The sequence below is a fragment of the Pseudomonas sp. Root329 genome (genome assembly GCF_001424925.1).
GTDB classification, from domain to species: Bacteria; Pseudomonadota; Gammaproteobacteria; order Pseudomonadales; family Pseudomonadaceae; genus Aquipseudomonas; species Aquipseudomonas arabinosi.
Map to the genome: position 1 here is coordinate 83,019 of NZ_LMCV01000009.1, position 16,549 is coordinate 99,567.

Annotated in this window: 14 protein-coding genes; 3 read left to right on the top strand and 11 right to left on the bottom strand. The window is 58.8% G+C overall.

What is annotated here, in order from left to right:
- Positions 1-15 precede the first annotated feature (15 nt).
- The 10 genes from ASC74_RS10355 to ASC74_RS10400 form a co-directional block, all read right to left on the bottom strand.
- Entirely contained in the window at positions 16-1,578 is a 1,563-nt protein-coding gene (locus tag ASC74_RS10355; RefSeq protein ID WP_056741303.1) for a SpoVR family protein, read from the bottom strand.
- Positions 1,575-2,846, bottom strand: a complete 1,272-nt coding sequence (locus ASC74_RS10360; RefSeq protein WP_056741304.1) for a YeaH/YhbH family protein — start codon at positions 2,844-2,846, stop codon at positions 1,575-1,577. Before ASC74_RS10360 ends, ASC74_RS10355 begins: the two co-directional genes overlap by 4 nt.
- Positions 2,847-3,048: 202 nt before the next feature.
- Positions 3,049-4,971, bottom strand: coding sequence for a PrkA family serine protein kinase (locus tag ASC74_RS10365; protein ID WP_033056218.1), 1,923 nt, complete (start codon positions 4,969-4,971; stop codon positions 3,049-3,051).
- 296 nt (positions 4,972-5,267) lie between these two features.
- A complete protein-coding gene (gene glpE / locus ASC74_RS10370) occupies positions 5,268-5,597 on the bottom strand; it encodes a thiosulfate sulfurtransferase GlpE (protein ID WP_008147200.1) in 330 nt (109 codons plus the stop codon).
- Between the two features lie 33 nt (positions 5,598-5,630).
- Positions 5,631-6,512, bottom strand: coding sequence for a symmetrical bis(5'-nucleosyl)-tetraphosphatase (locus ASC74_RS10375; RefSeq protein WP_046045373.1), 882 nt, complete (start codon positions 6,510-6,512; stop codon positions 5,631-5,633).
- Positions 6,512-6,892, bottom strand: coding sequence for a Co2+/Mg2+ efflux protein ApaG (apaG, locus tag ASC74_RS10380; protein ID WP_008147202.1), 381 nt, complete (start codon positions 6,890-6,892; stop codon positions 6,512-6,514). The genes ASC74_RS10375 and apaG overlap by 1 nt, the downstream gene beginning before the upstream one ends.
- Positions 6,893-7,013: 121 nt before the next feature.
- Positions 7,014-7,832, bottom strand: coding sequence for a 16S rRNA (adenine(1518)-N(6)/adenine(1519)-N(6))-dimethyltransferase RsmA (rsmA, locus tag ASC74_RS10385; RefSeq protein ID WP_056741305.1), 819 nt, complete (start codon positions 7,830-7,832; stop codon positions 7,014-7,016).
- Positions 7,829-8,818, bottom strand: coding sequence for a 4-hydroxythreonine-4-phosphate dehydrogenase PdxA (gene pdxA, locus ASC74_RS10390; protein ID WP_056741306.1), 990 nt, complete (start codon positions 8,816-8,818; stop codon positions 7,829-7,831). Before pdxA ends, rsmA begins: the two co-directional genes overlap by 4 nt.
- Positions 8,815-10,131: a peptidylprolyl isomerase SurA gene (gene surA, locus ASC74_RS10395; RefSeq protein WP_056741307.1), complete on the bottom strand. Its 1,317-nt coding sequence runs from the start codon at positions 10,129-10,131 to the stop codon at positions 8,815-8,817. The genes pdxA and surA overlap by 4 nt, the downstream gene beginning before the upstream one ends.
- Entirely contained in the window at positions 10,112-12,913 is a 2,802-nt protein-coding gene (locus tag ASC74_RS10400) for an LPS-assembly protein LptD (RefSeq protein ID WP_056741308.1), read from the bottom strand. The genes surA and ASC74_RS10400 overlap by 20 nt, the downstream gene beginning before the upstream one ends.
- A gap of 130 nt (positions 12,914-13,043) precedes the next feature.
- Here ASC74_RS10400 and ASC74_RS10405 point away from each other — a divergent pair, with 130 nt between their 5' ends.
- From ASC74_RS10405 to ASC74_RS10415, 3 genes are read left to right on the top strand one after another with little or no spacing between them, the layout of a single operon-like run.
- A complete protein-coding gene (locus ASC74_RS10405; RefSeq protein WP_056741309.1) occupies positions 13,044-14,063 on the top strand; it encodes an aminoglycoside phosphotransferase family protein in 1,020 nt (339 codons plus the stop codon).
- Positions 14,060-14,731, top strand: coding sequence for an N-acetylmuramate alpha-1-phosphate uridylyltransferase MurU (gene murU / locus ASC74_RS10410; protein ID WP_056741310.1), 672 nt, complete (start codon positions 14,060-14,062; stop codon positions 14,729-14,731). Before ASC74_RS10405 ends, murU begins: the two co-directional genes overlap by 4 nt.
- 1 nt (position 14,732) lies before the next feature.
- Positions 14,733-15,500 (top strand): TerB family tellurite resistance protein, encoded by a 768-nt coding sequence (locus tag ASC74_RS10415; RefSeq protein WP_056741311.1) that lies wholly within the window; start codon positions 14,733-14,735, stop codon positions 15,498-15,500.
- Positions 15,501-15,507: 7 nt separating this feature from the next.
- On the opposite strand, the gene ASC74_RS10420 is transcribed toward ASC74_RS10415, so the two are convergent.
- Positions 15,508-16,500 (bottom strand): alpha/beta hydrolase family protein, encoded by a 993-nt coding sequence (locus ASC74_RS10420; RefSeq protein WP_056741312.1) that lies wholly within the window; start codon positions 16,498-16,500, stop codon positions 15,508-15,510.
- Positions 16,501-16,549: the final 49 nt, after the last annotated feature.

Here is a 16,549-nt window from a genome sequence, read left to right on the forward strand (position 1 = left end):
GAGGCAGAAACAGGATCAAAGATGGATGACAGCCAGGTCCAGCCGGCCGTAATCCCCCTCGGCGTGTTCACTTCTGGGTGGGACATGATGGACTTTCATCACCTGATCGCCTTGCAGGGTTTCCAGGTGAATGTCGAAGCCCCAGAGGCGGTGCAGGTGTTTGAGCACTTCCTCGGTGGACTCGCCCAGCGGTTTGCGGTCGTGTTGCTGGTGACGCAAGGTCAGGGAGCGGTCGCCGCGCCGGTCGATGCTGTAGATCTGCACGTTGGGTTCGCGATTGCCGAGGTTGTATTGCGCCGCCAGGGTTTCACGGATGATGCGGTAGCCCGGCTCATCGTGTATGGCGGGCACCAGCAGATCGTCCTTCTGGTCGTCATCAAGAATGCTGAACAACTTCAGGTCACGGATCACCTGGGGTGACAGGTACTGCAGGATGAAGCTTTCATCCTTGAAGCTGCTCATGGCGAACTTGATGCTCGACAGCCAGTCGGTGCCGGCAATCTCAGGGAACCAGCGGTAGTCCTCTTCGGTCGGGTGTTCACACATGCGGCGAATGTCCCGGTACATGGCAAAACCCAGGGTGTAGGGGTTGATGCCGTTGTAGTAGGGGCTGTCGAAGCCGGGTTGGTAGACCACGCTGGTGTGGGACGTCAAAAACTCCATCATGAAGCCGTCGGTCACCAGGCCTTCGTCATACAGGTCGTTCATCAGGGTGTAATGCCAGAACGTGGCCCAGCCCTCGTTCATCACCTGAGTCTGACGTTGCGGGTAGAAATACTGAGCGATCTTGCGCACGATCCGCACGATTTCCCGCTGCCATGGCTCCAGCAGCGGTGCGTGTTTTTCGATGAAATAGAGGATATTTTCCTGTGGTTCGGCGGGGAAGCGCGCGTTGTCCTTGTCGCTGTACTTGTCTGCACCTTTTGGAATGGTCCGCCACAGATCGTTGATCTGTTTCTGCAAATGCTCTTCCCGATCCTTTTGCCGGCGACGTTCTTCTTCGGCGGAAATCGGATAGGGGCGTTTGTAGCGATCGACCCCATAGTTCATCAGGGCGTGGCAGGAATCCAGCAGGTCCTCGACCGCGTCGATACCGTGGCGCTCTTCGCACTGCATGATGTATTGCTTGGCGAAGACCAGGTAATCGATGATCGAACTGGCGTCAGTCCAGGTGCGGAACAGGTAGTTGCCTTTGAAAAAACTGTTATGCCCGTAGCAGGCATGGGCGACGACCAACGCCTGCATGCAGATGGTGTTTTCTTCCATCAAGTAGGCGATGCACGGGTCCGAGTTGATCACGATTTCGTACGCCAGCCCCATCTGGCCGCGAGAGTAGGATTTTTCGGTGCTGAGGAAGTGTTTGCCGTAGGACCAATGGTGATAACCCAGCGGCATGCCGACGGAGGCGTAGGCGTCCATCATCTGCTCGGCAGTGATCACTTCGATCTGGTTAGGGTAAGTATCGAGCGCGTAGCGAGCCGCCAGACGACTGATTTCTTTGTCGTAGGCCTGAATCAGCTCGAACGTCCATTCGGAGCCGGTGGAAATGGGTTGGCGCTTCTGCTCTTTGGCGGTCATGTCACTAACCTGCGCTGGAAGAGTTCACGGAAGACCGGATAGATATCCCCGGCCGAGACCAGTTGTTGCTGGGCAAAAGTGTCAGAGAAGGCTTCGGCGATGCGTTCGTACTCGAACCACAGGGCCTGATGTTCGCGGGGGGTGATCTCAACGTAAGTGTAGTACTGCACGAACGGCATGATCTGGTTGATCAGTATGTCGCGGCAGATTGGCGAGTCGTCGTTCCAGTTATCGCCGTCGGAGGCCTGGGCGGCATAGATATTCCACTCATTGCTTGGATAGCGTTCGGCCATGATTTCCTGCATCAGTTTCAAGGCGCTGGAAACGATGGTGCCGCCGGTTTCGCGGGAGTAGAAAAACTCCTCTTCGTCCACTTCCCGGGCGCTGGTGTGGTGGCGGATGAACACGACGTCGATCTTGTCGTAGTTACGCTTGAGAAACAGGTACAGCAGGATAAAGAAACGCTTGGCGATGTCCTTGGTCGCTTGGGTCATGGAGCCGGACACGTCCATCAGGCAGAACATCACCGCTTTGGAGCTGGGGTTGGGTTGCTTGATGAGCAAGTTGTACTTGAGGTCGAAGGTATCGAGGAACGGTATGCGATGAATGCGCGCACTGAGTTTTTCGATTTCTGCTTCGATTTTCTGAATATCGCCGAAGTTGTCCGGCTCATCCAGCTTCAATCGCAGCAGTTCTTCTTTGGCTTCGCGTAATTTTGCCCGGCTGCTGCCAGACAGGGCGATTCGCCGTGCATGGGCCGAGCGCAAGGTTCGGATGATGTTGATCCGCGACGGGTTGCCCTCGTTACTGATCCCTGCACGAACGGTCTTGAAGGTGTCGGTGCCGGTCAGGTTGCGCTTGACCAGGTTCGGCAGCTCAAGGTCCTCGAACATGAATTCGAGGAATTCCTCCTGGGTGATCTGGAAGACGAATTCGTCCATCCCTTCGCCCGAGTTGCCGGCCTTGCCGGGGCCTCTGCCACCGCCACCTCCGGGCGGGCGGGCAATGTGCTCGCCGCTGGTGAATTCCTTGTTGCCCGGGTGCACGACGGTCTGCTTGCCACCGCGACCGTGGTGAAGCACCGGCTCGTCAATGTCGCGACCGGGGATGCTGATCTGTTCGCCGTGCTCCATATCGGTAATGGAGCGCCGACTGACCGCCTCTTCGACAGCCTTTTTGATGTGATCACGGTAACGCCGCAGAAACCGCTGACGGTTCACCGTGCTCTTGTTCTTGCCATTGAGACGTCGGTCGATCACATAGCTCATGACTGCTCCTTAGAAGCTGTCCTGAAAGGGGCGAGCGGTTATGCAGCATCGACCGAGCCAAGGGATGTTCACGCTCCCCCAAGCGCTTTTGGACGCTGCCTGAACCTCGCTACCGACTTTCGAACACCTTCCAGAGGTCTGTGTAACAGAAAATGCGTACACAGGCCTCTGGCTGACGACAACCGGTCTGGCCGGCAGCGGGTTATTGTGATTTTCTGACCCGCAGGTACCACTCGGACAGCAGTCGAACCTGTTTGTCGGTGTAGCCCCGCTCGACCATCCGTGTGACGAAGTCGTTGTGCTTCTGCTGGTCCTCTTTGCTGGCCTTGGCGTTGAAGCTGATGACTGGCAGGAGGTCCTCGGTGTTGGAGAACATTTTCTTCTCGATGACCACCCGCAGTTTTTCGTAGCTGAGCCAGGTCGGGTTCTTGCCGTTGTTATTGGCCCGGGCGCGCAGTACGAAGTTGACGATTTCGTTGCGGAAATCCTTCGGATTGCTGATGCCGGCCGGTTTTTCGATTTTCTCCAATTCTTCGTTCAGCGCTACGCGGTTGAGGATCTCGCCGGTTTCCGGGTCGCGGTATTCCTGGTCCTGGATCCAGAAGTCGGCGTACAGCACATAGCGATCGAAGATGTTCTGGCCGTACTCGCTGTAAGACTCGAGGTAGGCGGTCTGGATTTCCTTGCCGATGAACTCGATATAACGCGGTGCCAGGTACTCCTTGAGGAAGCGCAGATAGCGTTCGCGGGTTTCCGCCTGGAATTGTTCCTGTTCGATCTGTTGTTCCAGCACGTAAAGCAAGTGCACCGGGTTGGCGGCGATTTCGTGCGGATCGAAGTTGAACACTTTCGACAGGATCTTGAACGCGAAGCGGGTCGACAGGCCGTTCATGCCTTCGTCGACACCCGCGTTGTCGCGGTATTCCTGGATCGACTTGGCCTTCGGATCAGTGTCCTTGAGGTTTTCGCCGTCATACACGCGCATCTTGGAGTAGATGTTGGAGTTTTCCGGCTCTTTCAGTCGCGAGAGCACGGTGAACTGGGCAAGCATCTTCAGGGTGTCAGGCGCGCAGTGAGCCTTGGCCAGGGAGCTGTTGAACAAGAGCTTGTCGTAGATCTTCACTTCGTCGCTGACCCGCAGGCAGTACGGCACTTTGACGATGTAGATCCGGTCGATGAAGGCTTCGTTGTTCTTGTTGTTGCGGAAGGTGTGCCATTCCGATTCGTTGGAGTGGGCCAGCAGGATCCCGGTAAACGGAATCGCCCCCAGACCTTCGGTACTGTTGTAGTTGCCTTCCTGAGTGGCGGTCAGCAGTGGGTGCAGCACCTTGATCGGTGCCTTGAACATTTCGACGAATTCCATCAGGCCCTGGTTGGCCCGGCAGAGTGCGCCCGAGTAGCTGTAGGCGTCGGCGTCGTTCTGCGGGAATTCTTCGAGTTTGCGGATATCGACCTTGCCCACCAGCGCCGAGATGTCCTGGTTGTTTTCATCTCCCGGCTCGGTTTTGGCCACGGCGATCTGGTTGAGGATCGACGGATAGAGCTTCACCACACGGAACTGGCTGATGTCGCCGCCGAATTCGGCCAGGCGTTTGGTAGCCCATGGCGACATGATGGTGTTGAGGTAGCGCCGTGGAATGCCGAAGTCTTCCTCGAGGATCGCGCCATCTTCGGTGGCGTTGAACAGACCCAGAGGTGATTCGAATACCGGCGAGCCCTTGATCGCGTAGAAGGGCACTTTTTCGATCAGTTGTTTCAGCTTCTCGGCCAGGGACGATTTACCGCCACCCACAGGACCGAGCAAATAGAGAATCTGTTTCTTCTCTTCCAGGCCCTGAGCGGCATGGCGGAAATACGACACGATCTGGTCAATGCATTCTTCCATCCCGTGGAAGTCTTCAAAGGCTGGATAGCGGCGGATTACCTTGTTGGAAAAGATTCGCGACAGCCTCGAGTTGGCCGAGGTGTCGAGGAGCTCCGGTTCACCGATGGCCAGTAACAGACGCTCGGCGGCGGAGGCGTAGGCGCTGCGGTCGCTTTTGCACAGCTCCAGATACTCTTGCAGCGAGAGTTCTTCCTGGCGTGTGGACTCGAAGCGTTGTTGGAAGTGGCTAAAGATACTCATGACGTCACCTCGCTCGATACGTGGAGCCGACGCCGGATCATTCAGTCGATGCTGGCAGCGACCGAATATGCAGTCGCTGTTTACCCCCCAGAACTCTTTCGAAGCTGACTACCTCGAAAGCTACTCCCGATGACCCGCGCGCCGGTGTACCGGCTCTCCCCTGTTTTGGATGGCCTGCGCTTAAGGATAGTTGGGAATTCGGGAGGTAAAGGCGAGATACGTAATTAGTTGTGGCAGACCGTTCGTCTGCCACCGCGCGAGCCCGCGGGGGCCGGGGCTTGCGCGTTACAAAAAAATTATTCGGAAGTGCCTTGCGCCGTTTCCGAAGGATAAGTCGTACGCCACAGCTCAAAACCGCCATCCATGCTGTAGACGTCGGAGAAGCCCTGACTAATGAGGTACGCAGCGGCGCTCTGACTGGAATTGCCGTGGTAGCAGACGACCACTGTCGGTGCGTCGAGGTCGGCAGCGCGGATGAAATCCGAGATGGAGTGATTATCCAGATGCTTCGAGCCGGCGATGTGCAGTGCGGCAAAGGTCGCTGGGTCGCGAACATCGACCACCACTGCGCCTTGCTCGCGCAGGGCCTGGGCCTGTTCCGGGGGGATACGTTTGAATTCGCTCATGGCGGGCTCCTGTGGCTCGGCTGAAAGCGCAGTCTAGCGCGGGGCGCTGGCTGACGATGGTTCGGGGATAAGTGCGGCGACTGGCGGCAGGGCAAGGCCATGCTCGTCGCATTTGCAAGACAGGCGTTCACCGCTGTCGACATTCATGAGGGTCAGGGCACCACCCCAGACACAACCGGTGTCGAGGGCCGAGATGCCCGGCTCATTGCATCGGCCTTCGAGAGCGGCCCAGTGGCCGAAGATGATCTTCAGGCCCTTGGTCTTGCGCTCTTTGTGCTGAAACCAGGGCTTGTAGCCCGGTGGCGCATTGTCGAGGCCTTCCTTGCTTTTGAGGTCAAGCTTGCCCTCGGCGGTACAAAACCGCATGCGGGTGAAATAGTTGGTGATCACCCGCAGGCGTGTCACGCCTTTGAGGTCGTTGTCCCATTTCGCCGGATCGTTGCCGTACATGCCATCGAGGTAGGGCGGCAACAGGTTGTCATCGCGCAATGCCGTCTCGACTTCGGCGGCATACTTCAAGGCCTTGCGCAGTGACCACTGGGGCGGAATGCCCGCATGTACCAGGGCGACGTCGCGCTGTTCGTCGTAGTGCATGAGCTTTTGCTGACGCAGCCACTCCAGCAGTTCCGCGCAATCGGGCGCTGCGAGAATCTCGAGCAGGGTGTCGGACTTCTTCAAGCGTTCGATGTTTTTCCCGGCAGCCAGCAAGTGCAGGTCATGGTTGCCGAGCACGCACACCAGCGATTCGCGGATGCTATAGAGGAAGCGCAAGGTATCCAGCGACTGCGGGCCACGGTTGACCAGATCGCCGACCAGCCACAGACGATCCTGTGTCGGGTCGAAGGCGACCTGCTTGAGCAGGCATTGCAATGCTTGAAGGCAGCCTTGCAGATCGCCGACGGCATACGTTGCCATCAGTGCAGGGCTCCGGGCACCGCCAGGCGGAATGGGGCAATGATGGCGTCGAAGTGTTTGCCGTCGTCGGCAACCATTTCATAAGTGCCCTGCATCGTACCGACCTTGGAGGTCATGACGGTGCCGCTGCTGTAGGTGTGGCTCTCGCCCACCTCGATCAACGGTTGCTGGCCAACAACGCCGGCTCCGCGAACCTCTTCGACATGCCCGTCACCGTCGGTGATCACCCAGTGCCGTGACAACAGCTTGGCCGGTAGCTCGCCATTGTTGTGCACGGTGATGGTGTAGGCGAAGGCAAAGCGGTTTTGCTCGGGTTGCGATTGTTCTGCCAGATAGCGGGTGACGACGCTGACGTCGACCTGGTAACGAGGATCGGACATGCAAGAGGCCTTAAACGAAGCGGAACGCGGGGCGTAGCTGATAGAACTCAGTCTAGGCCAAGTATCGGGTAGTAAACCAGACATGAAGGCTGGTGTCCTACCCGATAACGCTCATTGCCTGTCAGTCGGCGGCGGGCGTCTGTAGGACTTGTTCGCTGAGCTTGTCGGCCAGGCGCACGAAGGCGGCCAGATCGAGCTGTTCGGGGCGCAGGCTGCCATCAACGCCGGCGGCTTCGATTTCAGCGTTGCTCAGCAGCAGCTTGAGGGTGTTGCGCAGGGTCTTGCGGCGCTGGTTAAAGGCTTCGCGCACGACACGCTCCAGCAACTTGTGATCCTTGGCCGGGTGCGGCAGCACCGCGTGAGGTACCAGGCGCACGATAGCCGAATCGACTTTGGGCGGCGGATTGAACGCGCCGGGGCCAACGTTGAACAGATGCTCAACCCGGCAGTGATACTGAACCATGATCGACAAGCGACCCCAGTCACCACCACCAGGGCCTGCTGCCAGGCGCTCGACCACTTCTTTTTGCAGCATGAAGTGCATGTCGCGAATCAGGCTGGCGTTATGCAGCAGGTGAAAAATCAGCGGCGTAGAGATGTTGTACGGCAGGTTACCGACCACCCGCAGGCTGTTCGGCGCAGCGTTCAGGCTGTTGAAGTCGAACTTCAGTGCGTCGCCCTGATGCAGATTGAAGTTGCTCTTGCCGGCGAATTGCTGGTTGAGGATCGGGATCAGATCCTTGTCCAGTTCCACCACGTCCAGCTGGGCACCGCTGTTAAGCAGGCCTTCAGTCAGCGCACCCTGGCCAGGGCCGATTTCCAGCAAGTGGTCTTCAGGCTTGGCGCGAATGGCGCGCAGGATGCGGTCGATGACGCCGGCATCGTGCAGGAAGTTCTGGCCGAAGCGCTTGCGCGCCCGGTGTTGGTAATGCTCGGTCATAAACGGGTCTCGGCCATCTGGTAGGCGGTTTCCAGGGCGACTTGAAGGCTGCCGGTATCGATTTTGCCGCTACCGGCCAGGTCCAGGGCAGTGCCGTGGTCGACCGATGTGCGGATGATCGGCAAGCCGAGGGTCACGTTGACTGCCGCGCCGAAGCCTTTGTACTTCAGCACAGGCAGGCCCTGGTCGTGGTACATCGCCAGCACCGCATCGCAGTGCTCCAGATATTTGGGGGTAAACAGAGTGTCGGCGGGGAGGGGGCCACGAAGGTCCATTCCTTCGCCGCGCAGGCGCTCTAATGTAGGTTCGATGATGTCGATTTCTTCATGGCCCAGGTGTCCGCCTTCGCCGGCATGGGGGTTGAGCCCACAGACGAGGATGCGTGGCCGGGCAATGCCGAATTTTTCTTGTAGATCGGTGTGCAGGATTCGCGTGACCCGTTCCAGACGCTCCGGCGTGATCGCATCGGCAATCTCGCGAAGAGGCAGGTGAGTGGTGACCAGCGCCACGCGCAATCCGCGAGTGGCGAGCATCATCACCACTTGTGCGGTATGGGTCAGGTCGGCGAGAAATTCTGTGTGCCCGGAAAAGGCGATCCCGGATTCATTGATCACGCCCTTGTGTACAGGGGCTGTGATCATGCCGGCAAAATGCCCGTCCAGGCAGCCTTGGCCAGCTCGGGTCAGGGTTTCCAGGACGAAAGCCGCATTGGCCTTGTCCAGTTGCCCGGCGGTGACCTTGGCGTTGAGCGGTGTATCCCAGACATACAGGCTGTTGGCTGGCGCGGGTACATCCGGCCAGCTGTCCGGGTTTACCGGCAGCAAATCGACAACCACGCCCAGCTGCACGGCCCGCTCAAGGAGCAGGTCGCGGCTGGTAATGGCAATCAGGGGATGTGGCTGGGCTTGCGAGGCGAGCAGCAGGCACAGGTCAGGACCTATGCCGGCCGGTTCGCCGGGTGTCAGCGCGAAACGTTTGGGTTTCACTGCGCTGCCTGGTCTGCACCAGGGAGTTTGATCTCTACGTACGCTTCGTCACGGATCTGACGCAGCCAGGTTTGCAGCTCTTCGTCATATTTGCGGTTACGCAATACGGTCATTGCTTGCTGCTCGCGGGCCTGGGTGGTGCTGTCAGTGGCACGACGGCCAAGGACTTCCAGAACGTGCCAGCCATATTGAGTCTGGAATGGCTTGGACAGCTGACCTTGCGGGGTCTTGGCCATCACTTCGCGGAATTCAGGCACCAATGCATTCGGGTCGATCCAGTTCAGGTCGCCACCGTTGAGGGCGGAACCCGGATCTTCCGAGAAGCTTTTCGCCAGTTCGCCGAAATCTTCGCCCGCTTCGATTCGGGAGTAGAGCGACTGAGCCAGGGCTTTGGTTTTTGCTTCGTCGCGGATCGGGCTCGGCTTGACCAGGATATGACGCACGTGCACTTCATCGCGTGTCTGGGTTTCACCGCCACGCTTGTCGAGGATCTTCAGGATGATGAAGCCGCCCGGTGTGCGCATTGGCTGGGTAATGTCGCCGACAGCCATGGTGCTCAGCATGCGATCGAACGGAGGTGGCAGTTGACCGGCTTTACGCCAGCCCATGTCGCCACCTTCCAGTGCGGTTTCGCTGGCGGATTTGGCGATTGCCAACTGACCGAAGTCAGCGCCTTGCTTGAGCTGCTGGTAAACCGCGTCTGCCTGTTTGGCTGCATTCTGAATCGCGTCGGAGTTGGCGCTTTCCGGTGTAGGAATCAGGATGTTGGCCAGGCGAAATTCTTCGGACAGCTGCATTTTGCCAAGGTCGGAAGCGAGGAAGTTCTTCACTTCCTGTTCGGAAACCTGGATACGCTCGGCCACACGACGCTGACGCACACGGCTGATGACCATCTCGCGGCGAATCTGGTCACGGGCGTCGTCGTAAGACAGACCGTCGTGAGTCAGGGCAGCGCGGAATTGATCCACGGACATGTTGTTGCGCTGGGCAATGGTGCCGACAGCCTGGTTCAGTTCTTCATCGGTAATGCGGATACCGGAACGTTCGCCGATCTGCAGTTGCAGGTTTTCGACGATCAGGCGTTCAAGTACCTGCTGATCCAGCACGTTGGCCGGCGGTACGGCAGAACCACGCTTGGCGATGGTTTGCTGAACTTCATGAACGCGTTGGTCCAGTTGGCTCTGCATGACCACGTCGTTGTCGACAATGGCCACCACTTTATCGATGGACTGTACCGCGGCGTTCGCCGCGGTACCCAGGAACAACGCGCCCAACACTAGCGGGCGCAGACAATCAGAAAGCTTGGTCTTCACGTTCACGATAACCTTGGATGCCTTTGTCGAGGAAGCTCTCTACTTTGGCGCCGGTGAGGCCGCCGAGACCTTTCAGAACGATTTGTAGGAAGACGCCGTGGTCGCCTTTTTCGTTTTGCGGAGCGTCCTGACTGAACTCGTCATAGGAAACCCAGTAACGGTTAATCAGGCGCAGTTTCCAGCAGCAGTTGTCGTACTCGAAGCCACCGAAAGCTTCCAGGGTACGGTTACGGTTGTAGTCATACTGCCAGCGGCTGATGGCGTTCCACTGCGGCACGATCGGCCAGATCACCGAGAAATCGTGCTGCTTGATCTTGTAGTAGTCCTTCACGAAGCCAGGTTGGCCCGGGGTGCCGTAGTCACCACCGCCCACTTGCCACTTACCGGTGTTCTGGTCGTAACGGACCTGGTCATTGCGATAGCGATAGCCGGCGTTGATGACCTTGTTCGGGTTGTCTTCAGGCTGGTAGTGGAACATCGCGCTGCCCGAGCGAGGGCTGCGGCTGTCCGGGTCCCAGTTGTAGTCGGCCGTGGTGCGCCAATCGCGGTTCCAGCGGTATTCGTATTCCAGGGCATACGGCGAGACATTAGCCTGCGCGTCCTGGCGGGTTTTTGCATCGATACCCGGCAACTGAACTTCACGATCCTTGAAGTACATGGCCTGGCCGACGCTGATGCGTTGACGCTCGAAGCCATTGTCTTCGATCCAGCGGTTGGTGATGCCCAGAGACAGTTTGTTCTCGTCGCCGACGCGGTCAGAGCCGGAGAAGCGGTTGTCACGGAACAGCGACGCGTAGTTGAAGGTGTATTCGCTGGTGTCGAAGACCGGAATGTCTTCCTGATCTTTCTCAGGGACATAGAGGTAGAACAAGCGCGGCTCAAGGGTCTGGCGATAGTTCTTGCCGAACCATTGGGTGTTGCGATCGAAATACAGGCCGCTGTCGATGCTGGCGATTGGAACGCCACGGCTCTGGTTACTGCTGAAAGTACCGTTGAGCTTGTCCTGTTCAGCACTCTGCAAGGCGATGTCACTTTTACCCTTGCCGTCCAGATCCAGTTGGTACTGCGTGTACTGGTACTTGAGCGATGGCTTCAGGAAGCCATAAGTCCAGTTCAGCGGCAGGCTGACACCTGGCTTGAGGTTCATACGGTCGCCGTTGGCCCGTGCAAGGCCGGTCACGTTGGTGTCCAGGCGAGGTGACAGATTGCCGTCTTCATCGGAGAACTGACCATTTTCCAGGTCACGATCAAAGCGCACGAGTTCTGTTTCGTAATCGAAATTCAGACCGCCGGGGTGCGTAGGCAGCTGACCGTTGAAAGTGATCTGCGGCAAGCGGTCGTACGGTGTGATGTTCGATACAGTCGCCAGCTGATAGGCCTGGGCGTTGAGGCGAGCGGTGTAGCTGTCGCCGCGATAGCTCACAGAGCCCTGCTGGTTCACGTAATCGGCACTTTTCACACCGATCTGATCAGTTTGCAGATCCTGGAAGTAGTAAGGATCGCTGAGCTTGGTGTAGTCGACTTGCGTGAAGACGCGCGAGTCGAGACCACCCTTGTGCTGCCAGTTGTACATGTACCGGGTTTTTTCGTAGTCGGTCTGCAGCTTGCGATCGGTGTCTTCGTCGTTGAGGTACGCGGCGCCGAACTGACCTTCGCTGGACGGGGTCAGGTAACGGAATTCGCCTTCCATCAACAGCCCGTGCTTGCTCATGTAGCGCGGGTACAACGTGGCATCGTAGTTCGGTGCCAGGTTGAAGTAATACGGTGTGACCAGCATGAAGCCGGTATCGCTGCCGGTGCCGATGGTCGGCGGCAGGAAGCCGGACTGGCGACGGTCATCGATCGGGAAATAGATGTACGGCGTGTACAGGACCGGAATGTCTTTGACGCGCAGTGTCACGTTGGTCGCGGTACCGAAACCGGTGGCCGGGTTCAAGGTGATGTTGTTGCCCTTGAGCTGCCAGGCGTTGCTGTTCGGTTCGCACGTGGTGTACGTACCATCCTTGAGGCGGATGATCGCGTTCTCGGCACGCTTGGCGTACAGCGCATTCCCGCGGATACGGGATTTGTGCATCACGTATTCGGCGTTGTCGACCTTGGCTTCACCGGTGTCGAGCTGCACGTCGGCGTGGTCGCCCACGATCAGCGCGCCGTTGTCGCGAACACGGACGTTGCCGCTCAGTTCGCCACGGCTCTCGGCCTGGTACAGGTTCGCTTCGTCGGCTTCGACCTGCATGCTGCCCTGACGCATGACCACGTCACCCGCGAGGGTCGCGACCTGCTCATCCTGCTTATAGCGAGAGGCTTTGGCGCCGAGAAAGGTCGGAGCGTCACTTTTATTCGTCTTGTCATTCATGCCAGGACGAATCGGTTCGATATAGGAACCAGAGCAGTAAGGACCGGTTTCGGCCAATTGCGCTGCAGTGAGCTTCTCGCGCGGAACCCAGTCGAGGTGACTGTAGTCTTCGCTACGCGACTTTAGCCCGCGGCCCTTGGATTCGGTCACCAGCACAGGCTTGGCGCCGGTGTCTTGACTTGAACCGCTGTCAGCCGGAGTCTCGCCGCTCGTGCTTACCGCCGCACTGCCGTCATGGACGGGGCGAGGTGGCAGCGCAGCTGCTGGAGATTTTGGCGCACAGTTCCAGGCACCCGAAGCAGAGACTGAGCAGTCATACTGTTCCGCGGCGACCACGAACGAAGTGGCTAGAGGTTGCAGGGCCAGCAGACTGCCGGTAACCAACAACGGAAATTTTTTACGAAACGCGGGGGATTTCAATGCCATCTTATTAGTCCGGGCTTCCTGCGTGCCATCTGCCCGCGGTGTGGGCCGCACGCCTCTCGATGGTCTGAAAAAGATGCTGGATAATAAAGCATGACCCGCTTGACGGCTAGCGCCGTCGGAGACCCTTGCAATGCCTGACCAAGATGTACGTTTGCAACACCTGAAAGTTTGGCTCGATGAGCAATTGGCTGTCCTCTTTACAGAACAGGGTTGGGGTGCCGTACCCCCGGCCACGTTGACCGCGGCCAGTAGCGATGCGAGTTTTCGACGTTATTTCCGCTGGGAAGGCGAGGGCAGAAGCTTCGTCGTGATGGACGCGCCACCGCCCCAGGAAAACTGTAAACCCTTCGTGGATATCGCTTTTTTGCTGGCGAAATCCGGAATAAATGTTCCGAAAATTTATGCCGAAGACCTCGAACGTGGTTTTCTTTTGCTCAATGACCTGGGCAACAAGACTTACCTGGACGTGATCGACAGCGAAAATGCCGACGATTTGTTCAAGGATGCCCTGCAAGCGCTGTTGGCTTTTCAGCAGTTGCCGATGGTTGCACCGTTGCCAAGTTATGACGTGGCGCTGCTGCGTCGCGAGCTGGAATTGTTCCCCGAGTGGTACGTGAAGCGCGAATTGGGCATCGAGTTCGACTCGGCGCAGCAAATGCTCTGGCAGAACGTGACCGAGCTATTGATCGACAGCGCGCTGGCCCAGCCGAAAGTGCTGGTGCACCGCGACTACATGCCACGCAACCTGATGCTCAGCGAGCCCAATCCCGGCGTGCTGGATTTCCAGGACGCCGTCTACGGTCCCGTGACCTACGACGTGACCTGCCTGTTCAAGGATGCGTTCCTCAGTTGGCCCGAGGAGCGTGTGCGCGGTTGGCTGGAAGCGTACTGGCAGCAAGCGGGCGATCTCGGGATCCCGGTTCAGCCCGACTTCGAAGATTTCCTGCGCGCCAGCGACCTGATGGGCGTGCAGCGGCACCTGAAAGTGATCGGCATCTTTGCCCGCATCTGCCACCGCGACGGCAAGCCGCGCTATCTCGGCGATGTGCCACGCTTCTTCGCTTATATAGACGCCGTGATCGCCCGCCGTCCTGAACTGGCCGAGCTGGATGTGTTGCTGCTGAGTCTGCGTGCTGGAGTGAACGCATGAAGGCAATGATTCTGGCGGCAGGGAAAGGCGAGCGCATGCGCCCGCTGACCTTGACCACGCCGAAACCGCTGGTTCGCGCTGGCGGTATTCCGTTGATCGAGTATCACTTGAAGGCCTTGGCGGTGGCGGGGTTTACCGAGGTGGTGATCAACCATGCCTGGCTCGGCCAGCTGATCGAAAACTACCTGGGTGATGGCTCGCAATACGGCGTACGTATTCAGTACTCGCCGGAAGGTGAGCCGCTGGAAACCGGAGGCGGGATTTTCCGAGCGCTGCCTTTGCTGGGTGACGAGGCCTTTATGGTGGTCAACGGTGACATCTGGACTGACTACGACTTCAGCGTGTTGCACCAACCCATCACCGGGCTGGCGCATTTGGTGTTGGCGGACAACCCTGCCCATCATCCGACCGGCGATTTCAGTCTGATCGACGGGCGAGTACGCGACGGTCAACCGGACACTGCAACCCTGACCTACAGCGGCATCGCGGTCCTGCACCCGCAGCTGTTCGACGGTTGCTCCGCCGGCGCCTTCAAGCTTGCACCGCTGCTGCGCAAGGCGATGGCCGATGGACACGTCACCGGTGAGCACCTTAATGGACATTGGGTGGATGTTGGCACTCACGAACGTCTGGCTGAAGTCGAAACCCTGTTAGAAGCGAGACGCTGACATGTTGTGGCCAGGGACTCTGATTGGAGCCGGAGCGGGCTTTTACATCGCCAGCATTCCGGGGGCCATGCTGGGCGCCTTGTTGGGGCAGGTGCTGGATCGGCACTTGCACATACAGGGCTGGGCGCACTTGCGAGAAAAGCTCGGTGGCCGCTCGGTGCTGCGCAACGATGAACTGTTGTTTGTGTTGTTGGGGCGGCTGGCCAAGTGCGATGGACGGGTGGTGGAGGGCCACATCCAGCAGGCCCGTCAGGAAATGCGTTCGCTGGACATGACCGAGTCGGCCCAGCGTCGAGCCATTGCCGCGTTCAATCGCGGCAAGTCGGGAGATGACCGGTTGCGCGGTTATTTGCGCCGCTTGAGCGCTCAGCCTCATGCGGCCGAAGGCGTCTTGCGCGCCTGCTGGCGGATGATCTGGGCGGATGGCCGCGCCGGTAGCGCTGAGCGTGAGCTGATCAGACAGTGGGGTAAATGGCTGGGCTGGACGTCACGACAGGTGCAGGCTCTGTCGGCCGATTACGAGCAGCACAAGTTTGCACAGGCCAGCAGCGTGCTGACCTATCAAGATGCTCTGCGGCTTTTGGGCGTTTCGGCGACCACCGAGCCGGCGCAGATCAAGCGTGCTTATCGACGCCTGCTGAGTCGCCATCACCCGGACAAGATCGCCGGCAGCGGTGCGACGGCGCTGCAGGTGCGCGAAGCCACTGACAAGACTCGCGAACTGCATAGCGCCTACACATTGATTCGTGAGCGGCGGGATTTTCGGTAGCGGTCTATCAGTTCACCGCGTTCTGTGGGTTCAACCAGCCTCGCACCCGACGGAACAGCTGCTCTTGCTCAGCCTTGGAGTTACCGGGCAAAGCCTTGAGCGAAACCTGACTGAACCCCGAAGTCTTCAAGCGTTTGCTGGCCTGCAAACGTTCCAGCGCCAGGTTGCGATCCAGTGGCCTATCCATATAGAAGATGTCTGCGGTGGGCAGCTTCAGGGTCGGTGTCAGTTCGACCAGCTCTGGTTTGGCTTTCGCCGGCATCTGAGCGGCGACCATCACAAACTTTTCCACTTGCGAGGGCTGCTTCTCACTCAGGTAGCGCGCGGCCCAGTAGGCGCCAGTGCCATGCCCCAGGACGACAATGCTGCGAGCGCTTTGCTGTTCGGCGTAGGCAATGGCGGCGTCGATGCGGGCGAAGATTCGTTCGGCGTCGGCTTTGGCCTGTTCCTCGGTGGTTTCGGCGATCGCCTTGTCCGCCACCTCCGCTTCGCCGCCCGCCGCTTGTTCGATGGGCGCTGCGGTAGTCGAGTCTTTGCTGCCGGTGTCAGGGGCTTTTGGTGTCGGTGCCACTTCTGCGATACGCGGCGCAATGGCATCGCTTTGCAGGTCCGGCAAGGTGATACTCAGGCTGCTCCACTCGGCGTCCGGCAATTTACGTCGCAATGGACCTATTGCTTGCGGCCAGTCAACGGTTTCGCCGGCGCCCGGGATGATAATCACCGCGCCTTTGGGTTCGGCGGTATTGGCCGGTTTCCACAAGGCCAGAAACGTGTCGCTGCCCGCTTGCAGTTGCTGCTGTTCCTGAGCAGGGATCTGTCGCTCAATCGCAGACGCTTCTTCCTGACTACGCTCAAGCAGCGGCTGGCGCTCAACCGGTTTTTCTTCGGCGGGTGTTTCCGTTGCGGCAGGTACCGGGGCGGCGGCCTCGACAGAAAAGGCGCAAGGCAGGATCAGCGACAGGCACAATGCTGGCAGTGCCAGGCGGTAGACAGGGGGCATCGGATATTCCAGGCCAGAAGTTATTCCGGCAGCCTAATGGGTTGGTCAG

What these genes read in the sequence shown, in the direction of transcription:
- rsmA (WP_056741305.1), bottom strand. Translation starts at nt 7,832, where the DNA reads ATGACCGAGCATTACCAACACCGGGCGCGCAAGCGCTTCGGCCAGAAC.
- ASC74_RS10360 (WP_056741304.1), bottom strand. Translation starts at nt 2,846, where the DNA reads ATGAGCTATGTGATCGACCGACGTCTCAATGGCAAGAACAAGAGCACG.
- glpE (WP_008147200.1), bottom strand. Translation starts at nt 5,597, where the DNA reads ATGAGCGAATTCAAACGTATCCCCCCGGAACAGGCCCAGGCCCTGCGC.
- ASC74_RS10405 (WP_056741309.1), top strand. Translation starts at nt 13,044, where the DNA reads ATGCCTGACCAAGATGTACGTTTGCAACACCTGAAAGTTTGGCTCGAT.
- apaG (WP_008147202.1), bottom strand. Translation starts at nt 6,892, where the DNA reads ATGTCCGATCCTCGTTACCAGGTCGACGTCAGCGTCGTCACCCGCTAT.
- ASC74_RS10400 (WP_056741308.1), bottom strand. Translation starts at nt 12,913, where the DNA reads ATGGCATTGAAATCCCCCGCGTTTCGTAAAAAATTTCCGTTGTTGGTT.
- ASC74_RS10415 (WP_056741311.1), top strand. Translation starts at nt 14,733, where the DNA reads ATGTTGTGGCCAGGGACTCTGATTGGAGCCGGAGCGGGCTTTTACATC.
- ASC74_RS10365 (WP_033056218.1), bottom strand. Translation starts at nt 4,971, where the DNA reads ATGAGTATCTTTAGCCACTTCCAACAACGCTTCGAGTCCACACGCCAG.
- ASC74_RS10375 (WP_046045373.1), bottom strand. Translation starts at nt 6,512, where the DNA reads ATGGCAACGTATGCCGTCGGCGATCTGCAAGGCTGCCTTCAAGCATTG.
- murU (WP_056741310.1), top strand. Translation starts at nt 14,060, where the DNA reads ATGAAGGCAATGATTCTGGCGGCAGGGAAAGGCGAGCGCATGCGCCCG.
- ASC74_RS10355 (WP_056741303.1), bottom strand. Translation starts at nt 1,578, where the DNA reads ATGACCGCCAAAGAGCAGAAGCGCCAACCCATTTCCACCGGCTCCGAA.
- ASC74_RS10420 (WP_056741312.1), bottom strand. Translation starts at nt 16,500, where the DNA reads ATGCCCCCTGTCTACCGCCTGGCACTGCCAGCATTGTGCCTGTCGCTG.